Annotated in this window: 21 protein-coding genes; 12 read left to right on the top strand and 9 right to left on the bottom strand. The window is 55.2% G+C overall.

What is annotated here, in order from left to right:
* The first annotated feature begins 13 nt into the window (after positions 1-13).
* Both ABJL60_RS01680 and speB read left to right on the top strand, forming a co-directional pair.
* Entirely contained in the window at positions 14-1,012 is a 999-nt protein-coding gene (locus tag ABJL60_RS01680; protein WP_348373488.1) for an arginase family protein, read from the top strand.
* On the top strand, positions 1,009-1,977 hold the full coding sequence (gene speB, locus ABJL60_RS01675; protein ID WP_348373487.1) for an agmatinase: 969 nt from the start codon (positions 1,009-1,011) through the stop codon (positions 1,975-1,977). Before ABJL60_RS01680 ends, speB begins: the two co-directional genes overlap by 4 nt.
* A gap of 364 nt (positions 1,978-2,341) precedes the next feature.
* On the opposite strand, the gene ABJL60_RS01670 is transcribed toward speB, so the two are convergent.
* From ABJL60_RS01670 to ABJL60_RS01645, 6 genes are all read right to left on the bottom strand, one after another.
* Entirely contained in the window at positions 2,342-3,124 is a 783-nt protein-coding gene (locus ABJL60_RS01670) for a phosphodiesterase (RefSeq protein ID WP_348373486.1), read from the bottom strand.
* On the bottom strand, positions 3,121-3,948 hold the full coding sequence (locus ABJL60_RS01665; protein ID WP_348373485.1) for a phosphodiesterase: 828 nt from the start codon (positions 3,946-3,948) through the stop codon (positions 3,121-3,123). Before ABJL60_RS01665 ends, ABJL60_RS01670 begins: the two co-directional genes overlap by 4 nt.
* A gap of 60 nt (positions 3,949-4,008) precedes the next feature.
* Positions 4,009-5,256: an ABC transporter substrate-binding protein gene (locus tag ABJL60_RS01660; protein ID WP_348373484.1), complete on the bottom strand. Its 1,248-nt coding sequence runs from the start codon at positions 5,254-5,256 to the stop codon at positions 4,009-4,011.
* Between the two features lie 120 nt (positions 5,257-5,376).
* The gene (locus ABJL60_RS01655) at positions 5,377-6,339 is read right to left on the bottom strand and encodes a carbohydrate ABC transporter permease (protein WP_348373483.1); all 963 of its coding nucleotides are present in this window, start codon (positions 6,337-6,339) and stop codon (positions 5,377-5,379) included.
* Positions 6,339-7,310, bottom strand: coding sequence for a sugar ABC transporter permease (locus ABJL60_RS01650; RefSeq protein ID WP_348373482.1), 972 nt, complete (start codon positions 7,308-7,310; stop codon positions 6,339-6,341). The genes ABJL60_RS01655 and ABJL60_RS01650 overlap by 1 nt, the downstream gene beginning before the upstream one ends.
* A gap of 1 nt (position 7,311) precedes the next feature.
* The gene (locus ABJL60_RS01645) at positions 7,312-8,466 is read right to left on the bottom strand and encodes an ABC transporter ATP-binding protein (protein WP_348373481.1); all 1,155 of its coding nucleotides are present in this window, start codon (positions 8,464-8,466) and stop codon (positions 7,312-7,314) included.
* Between the two features lie 108 nt (positions 8,467-8,574).
* Between ABJL60_RS01645 and ABJL60_RS01640 the strand changes: the two genes are divergently transcribed.
* The 3 genes from ABJL60_RS01640 to ABJL60_RS01630 all read left to right on the top strand — a co-directional run bounded on the left by ABJL60_RS01640 (position 8,575) and on the right by ABJL60_RS01630 (position 11,080).
* Positions 8,575-9,438, top strand: coding sequence for a LysR family transcriptional regulator (locus ABJL60_RS01640; protein ID WP_348285336.1), 864 nt, complete (start codon positions 8,575-8,577; stop codon positions 9,436-9,438).
* A 391-nt stretch (positions 9,439-9,829) separates the two neighbouring features.
* Entirely contained in the window at positions 9,830-10,714 is an 885-nt protein-coding gene (serB, locus tag ABJL60_RS01635; protein WP_348373479.1) for a phosphoserine phosphatase SerB, read from the top strand.
* Positions 10,715-10,927: 213 nt separating this feature from the next.
* A complete protein-coding gene (locus ABJL60_RS01630) occupies positions 10,928-11,080 on the top strand; it encodes a hypothetical protein (RefSeq protein WP_348373478.1) in 153 nt (50 codons plus the stop codon).
* A 94-nt stretch (positions 11,081-11,174) separates the two neighbouring features.
* Here ABJL60_RS01630 and ABJL60_RS01625 read toward each other — a convergent pair whose 3' ends face one another.
* Entirely contained in the window at positions 11,175-12,155 is a 981-nt protein-coding gene (locus ABJL60_RS01625) for an asparaginase (RefSeq protein WP_348285334.1), read from the bottom strand.
* 175 nt (positions 12,156-12,330) lie between these two features.
* On the opposite strand from ABJL60_RS01625, the gene ABJL60_RS01620 reads away from it, so the two are divergent.
* The 3 genes from ABJL60_RS01620 to rlmN all read left to right on the top strand — a co-directional run bounded on the left by ABJL60_RS01620 (position 12,331) and on the right by rlmN (position 14,528).
* On the top strand, positions 12,331-12,861 hold the full coding sequence (locus tag ABJL60_RS01620; protein ID WP_348285333.1) for a hypothetical protein: 531 nt from the start codon (positions 12,331-12,333) through the stop codon (positions 12,859-12,861).
* 9 nt (positions 12,862-12,870) lie between these two features.
* On the top strand, positions 12,871-13,281 hold the full coding sequence (locus tag ABJL60_RS01615) for a CopD family protein (RefSeq protein ID WP_348373477.1): 411 nt from the start codon (positions 12,871-12,873) through the stop codon (positions 13,279-13,281).
* A gap of 71 nt (positions 13,282-13,352) precedes the next feature.
* Positions 13,353-14,528, top strand: a complete 1,176-nt coding sequence (rlmN, locus tag ABJL60_RS01610) for a 23S rRNA (adenine(2503)-C(2))-methyltransferase RlmN (RefSeq protein ID WP_348285331.1) — start codon at positions 13,353-13,355, stop codon at positions 14,526-14,528.
* A gap of 24 nt (positions 14,529-14,552) precedes the next feature.
* Here the strand turns inward: rlmN and ABJL60_RS01605 are convergent, their stop codons facing one another.
* The gene (locus ABJL60_RS01605; protein WP_348285330.1) at positions 14,553-16,004 is read right to left on the bottom strand and encodes a matrixin family metalloprotease; all 1,452 of its coding nucleotides are present in this window, start codon (positions 16,002-16,004) and stop codon (positions 14,553-14,555) included.
* 273 nt (positions 16,005-16,277) lie between these two features.
* Between ABJL60_RS01605 and ABJL60_RS01600 the strand changes: the two genes are divergently transcribed.
* Together ABJL60_RS01600 and ABJL60_RS01595 are read left to right on the top strand one after the other, a co-directional pair.
* Entirely contained in the window at positions 16,278-16,490 is a 213-nt protein-coding gene (locus tag ABJL60_RS01600) for a hypothetical protein (RefSeq protein WP_348285329.1), read from the top strand.
* 68 nt (positions 16,491-16,558) lie between these two features.
* Entirely contained in the window at positions 16,559-17,257 is a 699-nt protein-coding gene (locus ABJL60_RS01595) for a hypothetical protein (RefSeq protein ID WP_348373476.1), read from the top strand.
* On the opposite strand, the gene ABJL60_RS01590 is transcribed toward ABJL60_RS01595, so the two are convergent.
* Complete coding sequence (locus tag ABJL60_RS01590) at positions 17,254-18,096, bottom strand: TIGR00730 family Rossman fold protein (RefSeq protein WP_348285327.1); 843 nt, start codon at positions 18,094-18,096, stop codon at positions 17,254-17,256. The genes ABJL60_RS01595 and ABJL60_RS01590 overlap by 4 nt on opposite strands.
* A 145-nt stretch (positions 18,097-18,241) precedes the next feature.
* Here ABJL60_RS01590 and dapD point away from each other — a divergent pair, with 145 nt between their 5' ends.
* Together dapD and ABJL60_RS01580 are read left to right on the top strand one after the other, a co-directional pair.
* On the top strand, positions 18,242-19,069 hold the full coding sequence (dapD, locus tag ABJL60_RS01585) for a 2,3,4,5-tetrahydropyridine-2,6-dicarboxylate N-succinyltransferase (RefSeq protein WP_348285326.1): 828 nt from the start codon (positions 18,242-18,244) through the stop codon (positions 19,067-19,069).
* Positions 19,062-19,403 carry a hypothetical protein gene (locus ABJL60_RS01580; protein WP_108826670.1) on the top strand — a complete coding sequence of 114 codons (342 nt, stop codon included), beginning with the start codon at positions 19,062-19,064 and terminating at the stop codon, positions 19,401-19,403. The genes dapD and ABJL60_RS01580 overlap by 8 nt, the downstream gene beginning before the upstream one ends.
* The last annotated feature ends 6 nt before the right edge of the window (positions 19,404-19,409 follow it).

The following is a 19,409-nucleotide window of genomic DNA, read 5'->3' as shown; positions in this document are numbered from 1 at the left end:
AAAGGGAATATTCATGTCCGATCCACATCTGAATTCTATGATGGAGAACCTCTATTGGTGGGGCATTCCCACATTGTTTCGCTGTCCCAATAAACCAGCAACGGGCCACGACATTGCCCTGGTTGGGGTGCCGCATTCCACAGGAAATGGCACGACTGAACGCGATCAGCACCTGGGGCCGCGCGCATTAAGGAATGTATCCAGCATGCAGCGGCGCATGCATAGCGGCTTTCGGCTTGATCCATGGAGTCAGGCAAGCATTGTGGATGTGGGCGATGTGCCTTTTCCGCGCGCCAATGACAACGAAGACTGTATCGCGCAGATCACACGCTTTTACAGTGACATCGACGCGGCAGGCGCGCGTCCGATTTCTATAGGTGGGGATCATTCCATCACGGGCGGGATCATTCAGGCGTTAGGCTGTGGTCAGGTGACAGGTGGCGAACCAGTGTGTTTTTTGCATCTGGATGCGCATACGGACGTTTTTACCAAGGTAGATCACTTTCTGGGGGCGCATAAATCAGCAGCCCATTGGGGGGCCTATCTCGCCGATCAGGGAAAGGTCGATCCGACCCATTCCATGCAGATCGGTTTGCGCGGTCACGCGCGAACATTGGATTGGCTGCAACCCTCCTATGACTATGGTTACAACGTCGTCACCATGAAAGAGTTTCGCCAGAGAGGCCTTGCGGATGTGGTCGCGCAGGTGGCCGAGACATTGGCTGGGCGGCCTGTCTACATCACGTTTGATCTGGACTGCCTTGACCCGACAATCGCGCCAGGGGTGTCCAACATCGAAGCGAGCGAAAAAGGGTTCGACATCGATGAAGCCATAGGTCTGCTGCACGCTGTTCGCGGGTTAAACATTGTCGGGGGGGACATCGTTTGCATGATGCCGACCAAAGACAGTCCCAACCAGATCACCGCTTTGACCGCAGGGGCCGTAATGTTTGAGATGATCTCAATGGTCGCCGAAAATCTATCAAAGACACCCAAGGAGGTCACATCATGAACGACATCACAAAAGAGTTTTTCCAGCCTGTATCAGGCATGGACTTGCCCCGCTTTGCGGGCGTGCCAACCTTCATGCGGCTTCCACATGTGACCCCGGACCATCCGGCTTATGACCATGTGCAGCTTGGCCTTGTGGGTGTTCCGTGGGATGCGGGAACCACCAACCGACCGGGTCCACGTCACGGCCCGCGCCAGGTGCGGGACCTGTCAACAATGATACGTGCGGGTAATCCGGTCACCGGCGTGAACCCCTTTGATCTGGTCAATTGTGCGGACCTTGGGGATGTTTCGCCCAATCCGATTGACATCATGGATTGCATGGACCGGATTTCTGCCTTCTACGCGCATTTGAAATCTAGAAGCATCTTACCCATAACTGTTGGCGGCGATCACCTTGTTTCCCTACCAGTTTTGCGTGGACTGGCCACTGAAGCGCCTCTGGGATTGATCCAGTTTGACAGCCACACAGACTTGTTCGACACATATTTTGGCGGCAACAAATACACCCATGGCACGCCTTTTCGCCGCGCCATCGAAGAAGGGCTTGTTGACCCAAAACGCATGGTACAAGTCGGCATTCGCGGCACCGCTTACAACACCGAAGATGTGCAATGGGGCGAAGCACAGGGCGTGCGGATCATTCGGATAGAAGAGTTTTTCGAGCGCGGCGTGAAGGATGTGATGGCTGAAGTGCGTGCGATCGTTGGCAGTCAACCAACCTATTGCACCTATGACATCGACTTTGTTGATCCAGCCTATGCACCAGGGACCGGCACACCAGAAGTAGGTGGGCCAAACAGCTATCAGTCGATCCAAGTTGTACGGGAATTGTCAGGATTGAACTTGATCGGCGCGGATTTGGTCGAAGTTTCGCCCCCATTTGATGAACGCGGCAACACGGCTTGGCTGGGTGCATCACTTGTATTCGAACTGATGTGCGTTTGCGCCTCGTCCATGGCCTGAGACAAAAAGATTGACATGGCGCTTCGGCCAAACGGCAGCTCTTCTCCTATCCGCAGATTGATTTTTGAGCGTTTCGTTCCAGCTAGCGGCCACAGCACAAAACCTCAGGAAACTTGCAAAACTGGACCCTACACCAGACCCCATATGAAGAAGGGGTGCGTCACCCCAAATTTCGACGGCCGTCAAACCAGCCAAAACATCGACTTCTTCAACAGTATCAGGACAAAGCGACCATTCGTTGCGATCGCAGCAAAATCCGGTTCGCGATTCCTAGATGGCGGCGAAAGGGGAAAGGTTCGGCCAGCGTGGTGTTTCCGGTGATCTGGAGTGTGGCCTTCAGTCCGGCATAGCCTACAAGGTTACATCAAAGTAAAAACCGCTCTGAGCGATCAGCAAAATCGTGCAAATGGACCGTGACTTGATCGTCGCTTAGCATCGCCACACCATAGGCCGGTGGTTCGAAATTTGCCGCAATAGGATCGACGCTTTCGCTCAGCTCTAGGGCGACTTGATGATTGAGGCCACGCATGCAGGAATAGCTTATGCCGCGCCAATTCCCAAAGATCGCACGATGCACATGGCCAAAGAACAGATGTCGGATACGGGCCTTATGGGGCGCAATAACATCGTAGAACGTTTCAGCATCCCGCAACATGATCTGGTCCATCGCGGCTATGCCGATCTTGAATGGCGGGTGGTGCATGAACAAGAAGATCGGGCCGTTGGTTTGGTCCAGTTCGCGATCCAACCAAGCTTGGCGTGCCGGACAGTAAGCGCCCGCATGGGATTCTGGGTCTTTTGTGTCCAACAACAAGAACCGCCCGAACGGAGTGTCAAATCCACTTTGCACAAAACCGTTTCTATCACGGGGTATCTCTGGGAAAGCCGCACCAAAGGCAGCGGTATCGTCGTGATTTCCGACCAACAAATGTACGGGCATGTTGAGCGCTTTGATTTCTCGCGAAAACCGCGCGTAGGCGGCCGCGTCACCCCAATGGGTGATGTCACCCGTCAGGACAACGAAGTCCGCATCACCGTGTCCCGCATTGATAGACGCGACAGCGGCTCGCAGCCGCGCGGCGGGGTCTTGTCCATAGAGCGTCCCGTCGCCAATAACATGTGTGTCAGTGAGATGGATAAATTTCATTCTGCAGCCATCGGTTTGGCCCAATCGTCCCAGTTGGTCCCTGTACTAAAAACCGGCCCGTCCCAAGTGAATGGGATCTCATGAATAGTGGTGCCTGTGTCCTGTGCTAGGATAACAGCATAGGACGGCGCCATGGGAGCACCTTGCAGCAACTCTTGCTCGGACAGGTCAGGCAAGGATTGATTGCCGGTGGAGCGGACGCTGGCAAAGGGAATGCCGCACCAAGTCCCGTGTACGGGAGCATGGACATGGCCAAAGTGAATATACTCGATGCGGTCGCGGTAGGTGGTTAAGAGCTTGGCCAAAAGTGCGCGATCTTCGGGAACAACAGCGATTTTGTCTTCGGCAGGCAGGCCAAGCGGCATGGCATTGTGATGCATGAACAGGCGCGCGCTGGTGCAGTCTTTCAACTCATTTTCAAGCCAATCGCGCCGCGCGGCGCAGAAGTGGCCAGCGTGGGTGCATGGGGCTGTTGTATCGAGGTAGATTAGACGCGTGCCATCCACCGTTTCTGCGTGGTTGATGAAACCCGCCGAGTCTTTGGGATGATCCGGGAAGGCCGCAAGAAAGGCGGCGCGGTCATCGTGGTTGCCGATCAACAGACGCACGGGACAGGGCAAATCGTTAAGGGCATCAACAAGTGTCGCATAGGCCGCAGGTTCGCCCCAATGGGTCAAATCACCAGTGATGATGATCCGCTTGGCATCGTTGTGCTCGGATCGCACATCGTCGAGCGCTTGGGCGAAACGTTTGTGGGGGTTCAATCCGCCCATGCGTTCACCGGGAGCCGTCAAGTGAATGTCGGAGATATGCACAAGCTTCATGGGTATTAACCTTTTAGAAAAGAGTTCTGGCCGCCCCCGAAAGGACGACCAGAGGTTGGTTTAGCCGTTTGGCAGAAGGTCAGTGATTTCTTCGACCAGCTCTTCCTGAAGCTCTTTCATGTCGGTGGCATCGCCGGTGACAATGCGTTCGATACCGTCATAGATCACCTGCGTGATCGCCAAGCCGTTGTCGCCGGGATAGGCCAGCCATTCGCGCAGCAGCGGAAGCTGATCCACAGCGGTCTGCTTGTTAGGGTTCTGGTCGTAGAAGTCCGCGAGGATGATCTCGTTTGCGGCCTTGTTCGGTGGCATGTAGCCCGTGGTCTTAGCCACTTCTGCAGCCCCTTCACCAGAGGTGATGAATTTCAACCAAGTCCAAGCCGCTTCGCGCACGGCAGGATCGTCTGAGGTCGAGGTCAGCATCGCTGCGTTGCCGCCCGCTGGCAGACCCTTAGGGGTGCCGTCGAGACCGGGGAATGGGCCCGTGACAAGTTCAAAATCGCCTTGGCTACGCTCAACCGCGCCGAGGGCTGAAGTGGACCAGAACATCATGCCAACATCACCCGCAGAGAATGACGACAAAGCGGCCTTCCATTCGAGGTTTTGCATTTCACACTCTGTGAAGATTTCCTGCATCTGCTCCAAAGCGACCAGAGCCTCAGGGCTGTCCATGGTCACGCGGCCCTCTTCGACGATGGCTTTGTCTTGGCTCCACAACAGGGCCTGCACGAACCAGTTGCCGGTGATGTTCCAGCCCCAGAAAATCGGGTTATCGATGCCGTTGGCTTTCATGGTTTGACAGGCAGCAATGACCTCATCCCAAGTCGTTGGAAGTTCGGTGAGGCCGCCTTCGCGCAGGATATCCATGTTGTAATAGCCAACAGGCAGAGAGATCGAGAACGGCAGGCCGTAGACTTCGTCGTCGAAGGTCGACAGAGACAGCATGGCTTCGTGGTAGCCATTTGTTTCAAAATCGGCCTCGGCTGCAATGAACGGGGCCAATGACTGGGCGATGCCTTTGTCGACCAATGGCGCCTGACGGTTCAGACCCTGCATGGTGACGTCTGGCAAATTACCTGCGACAGCCTCGCGCAGGATTGTGTTGGTAGCATCCTCATAGGATTCGTAGGTGGCGCGGAAGACGACATCGATGTTTGGGTGGGCAGCGTTGAAGGCCGGCATCATGGCTTCATACGTCACATCAAACAGGTGGCTATAGGGATAGGCGAACTCGATCGTCACCTTGTCTTGGGCGAAAGCGGCAGAGGCAGATAGCGCCAGAGCCATTGCAGTTACAGTATTTTTCATTATCTCTACTCCAGTTGGCGGGGCGTCCGGTTTGGCGATTGGTAGACCCCAATGATGTTCCCCGTGCGGGGAGGCGATATTCCCTTGCAGGGCTATGGGTAGGGCGGGCCAAGGCGCGCCCTATTTCATTCCAGACAGCGTGATCCCCTCGATAAAGCGGCGTTGTGCCAGCAGGAACGCGACGATCAGCGGTGTGACAATAACGGTGGCTGTGGCCATCATCGGACCAAAGAACGACCCGTCTCCATCGCCCTTGAACTCACGCAAACCCAGTGGCGGGGTGAAGAGATCGCGGTTTCCGGTCACAACGATGCGTGGCCAGAAATAGTCGTTCCAATGGGCTACGACGGAAAAGATCGCGAAGGCCAGAAGCGCAGGGATTGCGGTGGGCAACATGACCCGCCAGACGATGGCCAGTTCCGACATTCCGTCCATGCGCGCGGCGTCAATCAGATCGTCAGGCACAGTCATAAAGAACTGGCGCATCAGGAAGATCCCAAAAACCGAGATCGTCCACGGCACGACAAGGGCTGCATAGGTGTTGGTCAGCCCCAGCTTCGCCAGACCGATATAAAGCGGCAATGCAATGGCGTGGACTGGGATCAACAGACAGAACAGGACCAGCCCAAAGACCGCATCGCGCCCCCAGAAATTCAGCTTTGCCAGCGCATAGGCGGCAGGCAGGGCCACAACACTCTGGATCAAGAAGATCGATACCGTTACGATAACGCCATTCAACAGATAACGGACAAGCGGCGCCTCGGTGAAAGCCTTGGAATAGTTGAAGACAACAGGCCGCATGGAACAGTCTGCCTCAGTCTCGGCCAAAAGAGAGGCCTGCACGCTGGCGTCATCTTGGCCCACAAACCGTGCGCGGGCGGCTTCGATATCGGCGCGGTCTGGCTGGCGCAGGGCGACGCAGCGCGGGTCTATCATCATCTCTTGACGGCCGAAAAAGCCGCCTTCACCACGGTCGATTTCGCCGGGGCTTTTGAACGAATAGCTGACCATCATGTAAAAGGGCGCCAGCACGATAATCGTACCAAGGATCAGCACCATGTGTTTCCACCAATCGCGTGTCATCAGTAGTGCACCTTACGTTCGACCAGCCAGCGCTGGATCAGGGTCAGAAACATAACGAACAGCAGGAACAACATGGTGATGGCCGAGCCGATCCCAATCAGGTTCTGCTGGATGCCTTTCTCGAAAATTGCGAACATCATCACGTAGGCGGATTTGTTCGGCCCGCCGCCTTGGGGCCAGAAGGCCTCGATCGTGTCAAAGACTTGAAAGGCGCGAATACAGGAAATGGTCACGACAAAGACGGTGGTTGGCCCAAGGGCGGGCCATGTGACCAGTCGGAACCGCTCCCAACCAGAGCGGGCACCATCCATTTCAGCGGCGTGGTACAGCTCGCGATGCACTGACGTTAAACCCGCCAAAAACAACACCATGTTAAAGCCGAAGCCCTGCCAGATGCCAATAAAACAGACCACCCAGATCGCGTAGTCACGATCCCCCAGCCATAAGGGGAAGCCATCGGCGCAGCCACCTGCAAAGAAGGGGATAACCTCAAACCACGTCCCGCACGCCATCTCTAACGTGCGGTTCACCATGCCAATGGTCGGATGCAGCATGAATTCCCAAGCAATCGCCATCGCCAGAAGCGTGGCCATCACTGGCAGGAAATAGATCGTTTTGTAGATGTCGCCGATCCGGCCCAATGAGTGGACCAGCAAGGCCGCCCCAAGGCCAAGACCCACGGAGATTGGCACCACGGTCACCACGTATGTAAAGGTCGCGACAAACATCTTTTCGTAAGTGGAGCGGGTGAACAGGCGCTCGTAGTTTTGCAGCCCGACCCAATCGAATCCGGCATTGCCCAACGAATAGTTGGTGAAAGACAGGACACAGGCCACGAGAATCGGCACCAGCAAGATCAAAACCATCAAAATCAGGGCCGGCGCGGCCAACCCCCAGCCTGTGCGCGCTTGTCTATTGTCGGCTTTGGCCTTGGTGACGTCTGCTGCGAGGCTGGGATCCACGGTCACCATGTCAGGCCACCTCAGCTGCGCGGCTGGCAGCAAGTTCGACGTGGCGCAACCGCGCGCCACCCGCGTCGAATATCATGGCTGCATTCAGATCAAAGCTCAGGCCAACCTGCGCACCCAGCGCCAGATTCTGCCGCTGCGCTGGCATGGCCCGGAGGGTCACCCGCGATCCATCGTTACCCAAGGCAACTTGGGCGAAGACTTCCGACCCGAGGTTTTCTAAATGCACAACCCGTCCGGTCAGACGCGGCGCGGATTGCGTCAATCGCAGGGCTTCGGGACGCAGGCCCATCTGCATCACCTTCGGGCTGTCAATGGATAGACGAGAATTCAGGACCTGATCAAACATCGTTAACGCAGTGCCGTTGCGCTCTACCGGCAGGACATTGATCTTGGGCGAGCCAATGAATTCAGCCACGCGAATATCGTCAGGGTTTTCATAGATCACATCAGGGGCTGCACATTGCAGGATTTCACCGCCCATCATCACCGCGATCCGGTCGGACATGGTCATGGCTTCGACTTGATCATGGGTGACGTAGATAAACGTGGCCTTCAGGCGGCGGTGCAACTCGGCGATCTCGGCGCGGGTCTGAACACGCAGCTTCGCATCAAGGTTTGACAGTGGTTCATCCAACAAAAACGCCGCCGGATCGCGCACCAATGCGCGGCCCAAGGCAACACGCTGTCGCTGCCCACCCGACAATTGCCCGGGCTTGCGATCAAGAAGTGCCGCGATTTCCAGCATCTCGGCTGCATGCCGGACAGCTTGGGCGATATCGTCTTTCTGCGCCCGCGCACCAGGGAGGACATCACCCAGCACCGGCAACCGCTGCAATGCGGACATTTGGCGCATCTGCAAAGGCACAGCGATATTCTCGGCCACGGTCAAATGCGGATAAAGCGCGTAGGATTGAAACACCATCGACAGGTTGCGATCCGCCGCGCGGAGCTGTGTCACGTCCGTACCGCCGATTGCGATGGTGCCGCTTGTCGGTGTTTCAAGCCCAGCGATGATGCGCAACAGGGTCGACTTTCCGCAGCCGGAAGGGCCCACCAGTGACATGAATTCACCATCCTTCACGTCCAGGGTCACCCCTTTCAAAACGGGGGTCTCTCCGAAGTGCTTGGTGACAGATGCAATCTGCAGATCTGACATGTGATTCCCCTTTGGTTCAACCAAGGGAATAGGTGGCGAGCACAACAGTTTTGTGTCGTCATATTAGTGAAACCGATGGGTTCTATCAGAGGGGCAAAAGGAAAGATCATGCGCCCCAACCACCATCAATTCGAAGCCTTTGCCTATGTCGTCCGTGAGGGGAGCTTTTCCGCTGCAGCCAAACGGCTTGGCGTTACCCAATCCACGATCACGCAACATATTGCCAACCTTGAAAGAAGCGTCGGGACACTTCTTTTGCTGCGCGGACGCGACGGGGTGGAACTGACCCCGACCGGACAGGATTTTTATGGTCTAGCAGACCGCATGATCGCCCTCAGCGCAGAGGTCACCGAGAGGCTCGAAGGGTTCAACGCCATGAAAGAAGGGCGCCTCAAGATCATCGGAAATGCGCCACAACCCGCGCTGAAGATCATCGCACGGTTTCAGCGCCGTTTTCCCGATATCCGCGTCGATTTTGGACTTTACGATTGGACGACGGCCAAATCAATGATCGGCAACCGCCTTGCGGATGTAGGCTTGATCACGGATGCACCCGATCATGAGCATTGGGAAAAGATCCATATAGAAAGCGCACGTTACATGATCTATTGCCGCTGCGATCACCCTTTCGCCAAGCGCGCCAAGATTTCACTGTCTGAACTTGAACAAGAGACAGTCATTGTGCCCGAGAAAGGGTCGCTCACGCGCCGCTTACTTGACCACACTTGCGCTCGTTACGATATTTCCCTTAATCGCGTGGCCACCATGACGACTTTCCCATTGATGTGCGAAGCGGTGTTGCAGGGCATTGGTGTCGCCTTGTTCCTTCAAAACAGCAGCCTGATCAAAAGCAATCTTTGCGAAATTGACATCGAAGAAATGCCTGAAGCCCAGGACACGTCCCTTATCGCCACCAAAGACCGGGCGCGGTTGAAGCTCGTTTCAGAATTCATCAATGCCGCCATTGAATGAGAATTCTCCAAGCGTTCGGTTCCACTTTGCGAGCTAAAGGCAGCCGTTCATGTGTCCTGCAGCATTGGGAGGGTTGGAAAGACGTTGGAACAGTTATGAAATTTCATGCTCATGCGATGGATGATCCGACAGTCACAGATGTGCTTTTTGGCACAAAATAGACACTTAACGATTTCGTCACGACGTAAAATGTTCGTCACGACGTAAAATGGAGCCCATCGGAAACGCCGATTACTGTGAGTATGCTTTCAAATCTATTGTTTTGGTTACGCATCTATCGTTTTGAATTTGGCCACCTCGCAATCCGTCTGGTGCCTTAATCTGGCGCCCTAACTGGTAAAGTGTATTTTGATGCGCTACGTCGGCTGCGACTTTGCGCATCGGAGATCCCATGTTTATTGCCACGCTTCTGACCTCACCTGTTTCGCCAACCTTGGACCCGGCTTTGGTCGAAAGCCTGCGCAATGCCTGGGGCGGTGGCGACGCGGTTTGGTTGTCCCCGGATGAGGCGGCGGAGTTCACTTTGCCTGTTGTACCCGACAACCAATGGGATGTGTGGGCGGATGTTCAGGGCCTTGGCGTTGATTTAATCGTTCAACCTTTGGAAGGGCGCCGCAAACGCATGCTGTTGGCCGACATGGACAGCACGATGATCCAGCAAGAATGCATCGACGAGCTGGCGGATGAGGCGGGCGTTGGCGCACGCGTCAAAGACATTACGGCACGGGCGATGAACGGTGAGTTGGACTTTGACGGGGCCTTGCGCGAACGCGTTGGTTTGCTGAAAGGTCTACCGGAAAGCGTGATTGAAACCGTCTTGGCGCAGCGCATTACCTTGATGCCGGGCGGGGATGCGTTGCTGGCCACGATGAAGGCAGCCGGCGGCTATGCAGCTTTGGTGTCAGGTGGGTTTACGGCATTTACATCATCCGTCGCAGCGCAACTGGGATTTGATGAGAATCGCGCCAACACGCTTGTGGTTGAAGGCGGTATTTTGACCGGAGCCGTCGGCCTGCCAATCCTAGGAAAACAAGCAAAAGTCGATGCCCTTGAGCAGATAACCGCGCGTTTGGGATTGGCTGAAACTGATGTGCTTGCGGTCGGGGACGGGGCCAATGATTTGGGCATGTTGCACCGTGCGGGCACAGGGGTGGCCTTACATGCCAAGCCAGCTGTCGCGGCAGAATGTGACGTGCGTATCAACTTTGGCGACCTGACTGCTTTGTTGTTTTTGCAAGGTTATGCCCGCTCTGATTTTGTAGGTGCTGCAAAATAGTGCGTTTTGTGATATCCTGGGTTCAAGAGCCGAAGAAGGGAACACGAAACGCCAAAATTCCCGCTTACCTACCACGGCGGTGGAATGCCGGAAACCGAGTAAGAAGGGGCCAAAGCCATGGCCCTCTGACAGGCTTGGTTTGAGAAAGATGGACCGGCCTTTGTTGACGGGGGAAACCCTGTAGGCCTGTCCAAGACTGTTAGTGCAAGTGGTGTGGCCAATGATGGGGGCGCCAACCCTGTGTCAGGCTATTCGATCATTCAAGCCGACGACATGGCAAGCGTTTTGTCTGTAGCCAAAGGTTGCCCGATGGTTGTGGACGGGTCCGGGTCTTGTGAAGTCGCCGAGATTGTTGAGTTAGGGTAGGCTGGGGGCTTTGCCCCCGACCGGAGGTCGGTGTTTTTAAGGGAATTGGGGGCTTTGCCCCCAGACCCCCAGGATATTTGTTGCGAAGAGATCCCTAGAGCAATTTTGGAGCTGCTCTGAGCGTTCCGGTTTTTAGTCCTGCGAAATTGGTGATCGGAGCGTTGAGGTATTTCATCGTTTCCGGATGTTCAGGGTCAAGCACACCTAACTTCACAAGGATCGCCGCAATCGCGCATTCGCTGGCCCTTGTCGCACCATCCGTAATTTTTAGCGCCACGCCCATCTTCTTTTCGGGAATGATTGCTACAAAGAAGGCTTCGGCCCCTGTTTTTATCGCAACTTTTCCATGCATAGCCCGCATCAGGTTTGTGCAAGCGCGACCTTCCCCTGCAACCAATTCGGGGTGGGCCATCATGGCGCTGCGCAGACGTTCTTCGGGGCTGCCGGTCGGCGCTGCTGCGAAATGCGCCATGGCCCTTGCCATACCGTGTAGCGTTGTGGCGTAGTTGGGCGCAGAACATCCATCAATTCCGAACCCCGGCGACGTGACTTGCGTCAGGGTTTCGTAAATATCGAGGCATGCTTTTTGCACCGGATGATCGGGATGTACGTAGTCGGGACCCGCTTTGAGGTGTTGCGTCAGCGTCAAGAACCCTGCGTGTTTACCTGAGCAATTGTTGTGGATGCGGCAGGGGCTTTGGTCTGTTTTGATCAGATCATCACGCGCTGGCACATCAGCAGGGATTTGAGGCCCGCAGCGGAATGCATCGTCATCAAGGCCCAGCGCATCCAGCCATTTTCCAACGCGGTCCGTGTGGATTGCAGCCCCTTGATGCGACGCACATGCCAGCGCCAACTGCTCTGACGTCAAGTTGTAAGCATCTGCTGCGCCCGATTGGATCAATGGCAATGCCTGGATCATTTTGGACGACGATCTGGGCAGCACAACAGCCTCTGGATCACCCCATGCGTGGGTGATTTGCCCCGCTTCGTCGCAGACCACGGCATGGCCGGAATGCACAGATTCAAGGAACGGACCCCGCCAAATTTCTGCCATTGGCACAGATTGCGTCATTTTTCCCCTCACAACTTGGCGAATTCCTGCCAATCAGGCTTTCGCACGTCGCCAATTTCGCGCTAATGTGCCACTTGTCGAGAAGAATAGAGGCACTGGCAAGAGAGGGATCACAAATGATCTCCGGGCTTGTGTCGAAAAATTGAGGATTAGGTACAGTCTGGAGGCTGGACAGATGGGAATTAAAACAGTTTTTGCCGGGTTTGTGGCGGGTGCGGCGATGATCGCAACCAGTGCAGCGGCGCAGGATCAAAGTTCGAACCGCGTTGCGGCCAAAACCGACTGGAGCGTCTTTGTCGAAGACAATCCAACCGAGTGCTGGGGCGTGTCGACACCAAAAGAGATCGTCAATTCACGTGATGGGCGGGTTGTTGCCGCCACGCGCAGCCAAATTTTGCTTATGGTGTTTTACCGCCCTAGCGCACAGGCCAAAGGTCAGGTCGCATTCACGGGCGGCTACCCTTTCGCAGGGGGCAGCACCGTTAACATGAATATCTCTGGCAACGAATTTGAACTGTTCACAGATGGCGAATGGGCTTGGCCCGCAAGCCCTGCTGACGACGCCAAAATCGTGACAGCGATGAAGCGCGGAGCGTCTGCAATTGTGACGGGCCGTTCCGGTCGTGGGACAGTGACCAAAGACACCTTTTCGTTGCTGGGCTTTACGGCCGCGGTTGAAGACGCTGAAAAGCGCTGCGGCGGGTAATCTGCACCGTTGGATTGGGTCAAGATCATACACATTCTGTGCGTGATGGGGTGGATGACGAGCATTTTCGCTGTCCCCCGCGCCTTGATCTATTGGAAGCGTGAATTTGCGCGACTGAACGAGGACGGCCCAACCGGGGATTTGACCTTTCGGCTATATCGCTTTTCCTCCGGGCTGGGCTTTATCGCGATTGGCACCGGATTGGTGCTGGGTTGGCATTGGGATTTCCAAACTTGGGTTTGGGTCAAGCTGGCTTTGGTCGCGGCCCTCGCTGTACATTACACAATGACTGGCCGCATGGTGCTGCGTGCGCGCAAAGGCGTGTTCGTTGAATCGGATCGCTATTTGCGGATTTTTAACGAGGTCAGTGTATTTGGCGTCATCGGTATCCTGTGGGTTGTTGTCACAAAGCCGTTTTAAGGGCTTGGCCCTTTTAATTTGCGCCCATGATCCGATATAGGGCCTGAAACCCGCATTTAAGGATTCTTCCCATGGCCAATGCGCCTATCACGCAAGACGTTATGACCATTCCGCGCAAATTGCCGGAGGGTCCGGTCAATTTGGTCGGCATGACGCGCCCCGCAATGCGTGAGGCTTTGATCGCGATGGGTGCGCCCGAAAAGCAAGCCAAGATGCGTGTTGGCCAGATTTGGCAGTGGATCTATCAATGGGGCGTACGCGACTTTGAGGCGATGACGAACCTGTCCAAAACCTTTCGCGCCGAACTGGCAGAGCATTTTGTGATCGAGGTGCCCGAAGTTGTCAGCAAGCAAGTGTCAGAAGACGGCACACGCAAGTATCTGGTGCGTATCGCAGGTGGCCATGAGGTTGAGGTCGTGTACATCCCCGAAGAGGGCCGCGGCACTTTGTGTGTGTCTTCACAGGTCGGATGCACGTTGACATGTTCTTTCTGCCACACAGGCACGCAAAAACTGGTGCGCAATCTGACGGCTGGTGAAATCATCGGTCAGGTTATGTTGGCGCGTGACGATCTGGACGAATGGCCCACACAAGGCACACGCCCCGATGATCGCACCCGCCTGTTGTCCAACATCGTTTTGATGGGCATGGGTGAGCCACTTTACAACTTTGAAAACGTCCGCGATGCGATGAAAATTGCAATGGACCCCGAAGGCATTCAGCTGTCGCGCCGCCGCATCACGTTGTCCACATCGGGCGTTGTCCCGGAAATTGCGCGCACGGCCGAGGAAATCGGCTGTTTGTTGGCGGTTTCGTTTCACGCAACCACGGACGAGGTCCGCGACACATTGGTGCCGATCAACAAACGCTGGAACATCGAGGCCCTGCTGGAAGCGCTGCGTGCTTACCCGCGCGTCAGCAATTCGGAACGCATCACGTTTGAATATGTGATGCTGGACGGCGTGAACGACAGCAAAGAAGACGCGCACCGTTTGGTGAAACTGATCGAAGGCATCCCCGCCAAGATCAACCTGATCCCGTTCAACGAATGGCCTGGCGCACCCTACAAGCGGTCATCGGGTAACCGCATCCATGCCTTTGCAGATATTATTCACGATGCCGGATACGCGAGCCCGATCCGCAAACCGCGCGGTGAAGACATTCTCGCGGCCTGTGGTCAGTTGAAATCGGCCACAGAACGTGCCCGCAAATCGCGCAAACAGATCGAAGCCGAAGCGGGCATGTAATCCCCTGCTCCGGCTTTTGATCATTCAGGCAAAGATAAAGTCAGAGTTCGACAGATCCGCAATTTGCGTGTTCAAAAACCCGATATCGATCCACGTGCTGTATTCCATCAATACGTGATCCCCCACTTGCGTCAGGGTGAATTGGTTCAGGCTTGTGAACCCCCAGAACGACATGTCCACAAGATCTTCGCCAGACGTGAAGTCGGTGATCTTGTTAAGTTCGTTTTGATCCGTAACCTGGAAGACAAATACGTCATTTCCAGCGCCTCCGGTGATACGATCATCGCCGTCGCCGCTGTAGATGGTGTCGTTGCCATCGCTGCCACGCAAACGGTCATTGCCATTACCGCCATACAGAACATCGTCTCCGATGCCACCGTTCAACACATCAACGGACCGTCCGCCGTAAATGGTGTCGTTGCCGGTGTTTCCGTAGATACGGTCGATATCGTTTACGAGACCAGTGTAATCCACATCGTTGATGTCGCCGTAGATCAGGTCATTACCTTGATTGCCCAAGATGAAATCGCGACCTTCTGCTCCGGTGATTGTGTCGTCGCCTTTGCCACCATTTAGCGTGTCATTGCCTTGCCGGCCCACCAGCGTATCGTCACCGCTATAGGTTTTGATAACTGTGTCTACGTTGGTCGCCACAACCACATCCGCCTGATCCGCGAAGGTGGTTTTGATCGTAACCACATCGCTGGCACTGACTGTCACTCTCCAATTGTCAAACGACCCGGCCGCGCCATAAATTTCTTGCATCGCCTGAACATCAAAGGTGCCCAGTTCGGTCGTGTAGGGGTTGTCGATGTTGTAGGTCATGACGGTGTTGTCTTGGTTGTCGGACCCAGAGTTCAATTGAACGTTGCCCTCAAACGGATGTTGCAAACCCAAAGCGTGCCCAAGTTCGTGCAGGTTAACCTGGTATCCGTAGGCGCCTTCGGCCTGATTTTGGTACGCATTCACAAAGTAGCCCGTGCCTGCTTCGTTGTTGTAGGCTTGCGCCACGTTGGCCCACCCCCCAACACCAGACACGTCCGCGCCCATGATGTTGATCATGCCTTCGCCTTGGACCTCGACGAACTTCAAGCCGGACACCGCTTCGTATTTGTCCATGACCTGACGCATCAACGTGCGCTGGGCTTCGGTGTAAGACCAATAGGCGTCCGCTTCATATGGGTCGTAATCGGCCAGTGCAGGAAGATCAGCTGTGTCCGTAAAGCTGTATGTCACCACGGTTTGCGTGCCAACGGCGACGCCACCGTTCCAGCGCAAGTTGTCGTTTTGCGTGTAGTACAGGATCGCAGTGTAATCATCGACAAAGACAGGTGCCGCATCCGAAGTGCCATCACCACCGATTTCATCGATGTTTTCATGTGTATGCGAATGGTCGTGGCCGTGGTCGCAGTCGGCACCACAGTTCTCGTCACATACATGTCCGCCTGAACCATCTTGGTCGATTGTCGCAGCCATTTTCACCATTCCCATTTCAAAATCTCTTACACCGTAACCTGACTTAAGAATGTGGCCAAGTTAGGTTTCATTCACTGCGTTTCAGGAAACAATCGAATTCGCAAAAGTAAACAATTTCATAACGTTAACTACCAGTCGGTATAAGTATAATCCCGCCTATACCTGCCTCATTGTTTACAAAATGCCCTGTAATCGCCCCGATTTGGCGCTTTTGAAGCCATTCTTAGACGCGAAAACAGTCTGCAGGGAAACCAAGGAAATGGAATTTAGAAAATGACACTTATTGTAAATCAAGACGCCTTTGTGGCGGCGCAAGTGGTCGATCTGATCGCGAAAGAACGGGCTTTGGCATTGTCCAAGCGTGAATGGAAACACCGCATCGCAGGCTACGGCTACAGCATCCGTGAAACCGCCGAAGGTGAAATCATCGAAACGCTCCCCCACCACGTTCCTGTGTGCGCCTTGCCGCCAGAGCTGGCTGCTTGATTGCTGCCACGCCCTTGCTTGGATTTTAAGGTGCAGTAAGCTTTCCACATTTAGATGTGGAGGATTTTATGACACTTAAGATTGGCAAAGCCGAATTCGATGTGCAGCCGTTGATCGCGCAGCCCGCGTTGGACAATGTCGCCGACTATCTGGACCGAAATCAATTTTCGCAATCCAAGGTTTTTTGGTGGAACTGTCGTATGCTAAGGGGCAGCGATGCCGACGGGCAGCTGACGATCGAACTGGATTGTTTGATCTCTTTTCCAGTGCTGGCCCCGCGCAGCACCACAAAGATCGACAAACCTAAATCCGTGGCGTTGCGCAAAGCCATGCAAACCCACACGGGCCTGAAACGCAAAGATATGCTTGCGGCCATTCGCAAGGCCGTCCAACCCGTGCGCGTTGATTTGGATGCGAGACCTGCCGTCAAGCGCCTTGGCGAACGCTTCTCCTTCGACATCAACCTAAGCGTTATTTTTCGCTTCTTTACGATGACGCCCACAAAGAACGCAGCCTTGGGCAGCGTTGTCATCGGCGTGCCTGTGGCGAACCTCTTTTCAGTAAAAAAAACCAGCATGTGTGGAAAAGGCGTGCAGATGGGGGACTATTTCAACGACTGGGCCGACGGTCTCCACAACACCGAACAGCACAAAGGCTGGTTCGAAAGCGAAGCAGAACACGTCGACGCCGCCAATGAACGGCTCAAGAAACGAGAAGCCGAACGTAACGCCAAAAAAGGCATCCGCATCAAACCCCGCGACGGTTAACGCCCGGGGATTTCATCGCGGCGCGCACCGGGCTCCCAGTTTTCAATCAGCTCCATCGCCTCGGCAGCGGTGTCCACAAAGCGGAATAGGTCGAGGTCTTCCGCCGAGATCGTGCCCGCATCCGCCAACACATCCCAATTGATGATCCCGTCCCAGAACGCCTTGCCAAACAGCAAGAACGGCACACGCTGCATGCGGCCCGTCTGGATCAGCGTCAGCGCCTCAAACAGTTCGTCCAAGGTGCCAAAGCCCCCCGGAAACACCGTGATCGCCCGCGCCCGCATCAAGAAATGCATTTTGCGGATCGCAAAATAGTGGAAGTTGAAACACAAATCCGGCGTGACATACTCATTGGGGGCTTGTTCAAACGGCAGCACGATGTTCAATCCGATGGACGCGCCCCCCGCATCGACGGCACCGCGGTTGCCCGCTTCCATCACACCCGGACCACCGCCTGTGACGATGACGTTTTCCTTACCGCCGCTTTCCATAGATTTCAGCGTCATCAGCCGTGAAAACTCGCGCGCTTCGTCGTAAAAGCTGGACAGATCGGCCAGCGTCTTGGTGCGGGCTGTGTCCTTTTTCGCGGGTTCAGGAATGCGTGCGCCGCCAAACATGACGATCGTGGACTCGATCCCTTGTTCGTCCAACATCATCTCGGGCTTCAGCAATTCCAGCTGCAACCGCACAGGGCGCAATTCATCGCGACACATGAATTCCTCATCCGCAAACGCCAACGCGTAGGCAGGCGAACGGGTTTGGGGTGTATCAGGCGCGCCTTTGGCGGCCTCACGGTCGGTATGTGCGTCCCGAAACGGGCTTTCACGGTGGTCTTTCATCTCAAGCAATCCTTTGGCTGTTGATCAAAAGGTAACGCGCCAAGCACACCTTGCCCAGACGAGATTACAGATTTGATTGCAGATATTATTGCACGAAGCCCCCGTTTGCTGTCTAAGCGCCGCAACGCATTTTGGGAGAGAATCCATGTCTAACGCACAACTCGAAACTGCCATCGAAGCCGCCTGGGAGGCCCGTGACACAATCACCCCAGCGACCAAAGGCGAACAACGCGACGCGATCGAAGCCACATTGCATGCGCTGGACAGCGGTTCCTTGCGCGTTGCTGAAAAACAGGCGTCCGGGGATTGGCATGTGAACCAATGGGCCAAAAAGGCCGTGCTTCTGGGATTCCGCATCAAAGACATGGAAATGCAATCTGGTGGTCCGCAAGGCGGCGGCTGGTGGGACAAGGTCGATAGCAAGTTCATGGGCTGGGGCGAAGCCGACTGGAAAGACGCAGGATTTCGCGCCGTACCAAACTGCATCGTGCGCAAATCTGCATATATCGCACCTGGTGTCGTGCTGATGCCGTCCTTTGTGAACTTGGGCGCTTACGTCGATGAAGGTACAATGGTCGACACATGGGCCACAGTCGGGTCATGCGCCCAAATCGGCAAAAACGTGCACTTGTCAGGTGGCGTCGGTATTGGTGGCGTTCTGGAACCCATGCAGGCTGGCCCCACAATCATCGAAGACAACTGCTTTATCGGCGCACGTTCCGAAGTGGTCGAAGGCTGCATCGTACGTGAAGGTTCCGTTTTGGGCATGGGTGTCTACATCGGGCAATCCACCAAAATCGTGGACCGCGAAACCGGCGAATTCACCTATGGGGAAGTGCCTGCAGGGTCTGTTGTCGTGGCGGGCTCCATGCCGTCCAAAAACGGCGTCAGCCTGTACTGCGCGGTTATCGTAAAGAAAGTCGATGCCCAAACACGGTCAAAGACCTCCATCAACGAGCTTTTGCGTGACTGACGCCCCCAAAAAACCAAAGAAACCGTCGCGCCAGCAGGTCTTTACCCTGCTGGTGCAAATCGGCCGGAAAGACGGTGACGGTCTTCCCGAAAAGGCCACCGGTGCAGCACTTATGTGCTTTTCCAGCGGCATCGACGAAGCAGAAGCCGTCCGCGAAACCGTGGCCATTCTTAAGCAGGCGGATACAGCCCCTTTGGACGTGACGGGCTATGGCACCTTGGCAGAACGCGAAGCCGAGGGGCATGACATCGGTGATGATGAACGCGAACTGATGCAACGGGCTTTGGATGAAAACTCTGTGATTATCGCCCAGATGACGCCATTCTTCGACTGACCCAAA

Origin of the sequence: Ascidiaceihabitans sp. (assembly GCF_039986515.1) — a bacterium.
In the GTDB taxonomy this organism is placed as follows: domain Bacteria; phylum Pseudomonadota; class Alphaproteobacteria; order Rhodobacterales; family Rhodobacteraceae; genus Ascidiaceihabitans.
The sequence above is the reverse complement of the archived record's forward strand: the minus strand, read 5'-3'. Positions and strand labels throughout refer to the sequence as shown.